Origin of the sequence: Microcystis sp. M53602_WE12 (assembly GCF_030065455.1) — a bacterium.
GTDB classification, from domain to species: Bacteria; Cyanobacteriota; Cyanobacteriia; order Cyanobacteriales; family Microcystaceae; genus Microcystis; species Microcystis aeruginosa.
In genome coordinates, this window is sequence record NZ_JASJFB010000518.1 from 1 (window position 1) to 1,032 (window position 1,032).

Annotated in this window: 2 protein-coding genes and 1 pseudogene; all 3 read left to right on the top strand. The window is 35.9% G+C overall.

All coding sequences use genetic code 11. The features are described from left to right. Window positions 1-132: pseudogene (locus PX482_RS16965) on the top strand (IS630-like element ISMae24 family transposase); the annotation flags it as partial. A gap of 343 nt (window positions 133-475) precedes the next feature. Then, window positions 476-676: a hypothetical protein gene (locus PX482_RS16970; protein WP_288026707.1), complete on the top strand. Its 201-nt coding sequence runs from the start codon at window positions 476-478 to the stop codon at window positions 674-676. After that, complete coding sequence (locus tag PX482_RS16975) at window positions 677-904, top strand: type II toxin-antitoxin system RelE family toxin (RefSeq protein WP_288026709.1); 228 nt, start codon at window positions 677-679, stop codon at window positions 902-904. Window positions 905-1,032 lie beyond the last annotated feature (128 nt).

Below are 1,032 nucleotides of genomic sequence, written 5' to 3' on the forward strand. Positions count from 1 at the left end.
GAAATATTATGGAGATTTTTAAAATATGAATGGATTGAATTTAGCGCCTATAAAGACCGAAAGAGCCTCCTCGCTTACGTTAAAAAAGTGCTGGACAATTTTGGAGGCGAGTATGTAATTAATTTTGCCTAGGTACTTATGGGAAGGAATAGATGCCGAATGATTTTTTTTGCTAGACGATTTAAGCAAGATGTACGAGAACTCTCCAAAAAATACCGACATATTCGTGAAATCCGCAAGATTATTGCAGATTATAAAACTTAAAGGTTTACCCTTATTTTATTAAAGTAGGTAATTTAACTATAGCGTTTCCCAATCTCATGAGGTACACCAAAATCTTAACTCCTGAATCCCGAATCCTGACTCCTGAATCCTGAATCCTGACTCCTGACTCCTGACTCCTGACTCCTGACTCCTCAAAACCTAAGACTCTGTACCTCACAACTATGGGAATTGCTATATGCAAATCAAAGATATGAACTCCGAAGAATTAAAAGCGTTAATTGAAAACACAATTGACGAAACCTTAGAATCTTACTTTGGTGATCCCGATGAAGGAAAAACTCTTAAAGAAGAAGTCAAACAACGTCTATCAGCAATAAAACAAAGACGCGAAGCAGGAAAGAAAGGAATTTCAGCAGCCGAGGTTTATCAACGTTTAGGATTAAAACCATAAATGAGTTATTCAGTTGAATATGAATCTGAAGCATTAGCAGATTTGGAGAAACTTGATCCAGAGATCAGAAAACGTATCGTCAATAAAATTGAATGGTTGGCTCAAAACTTTGAACAGATTACCCCTCAATCATTAACAGGAGATTGGACTGGCTTTTATAAACTCAGAGTGGGAAATTATCGCATCATTTATCAAATTGATTTATCTGAAAAAATGGCTCTTCGGTAATTGTTATGCAATGGACGGGGGTTATAAGGGATGGAACCCTTATATAGAAAGGCATTTAGCGATTTTTGTCAATTGTTTTTTATCTAGAGCGAACTAATCAATTAAGTCTCTTGCCAGATAAGGATTTA

What these genes read in the sequence shown, in the direction of transcription:
- PX482_RS16970 (WP_288026707.1), top strand. Translation starts at nt 476, where the DNA reads ATGAACTCCGAAGAATTAAAAGCGTTAATTGAAAACACAATTGACGAA.
- PX482_RS16975 (WP_288026709.1), top strand. Translation starts at nt 677, where the DNA reads ATGAGTTATTCAGTTGAATATGAATCTGAAGCATTAGCAGATTTGGAG.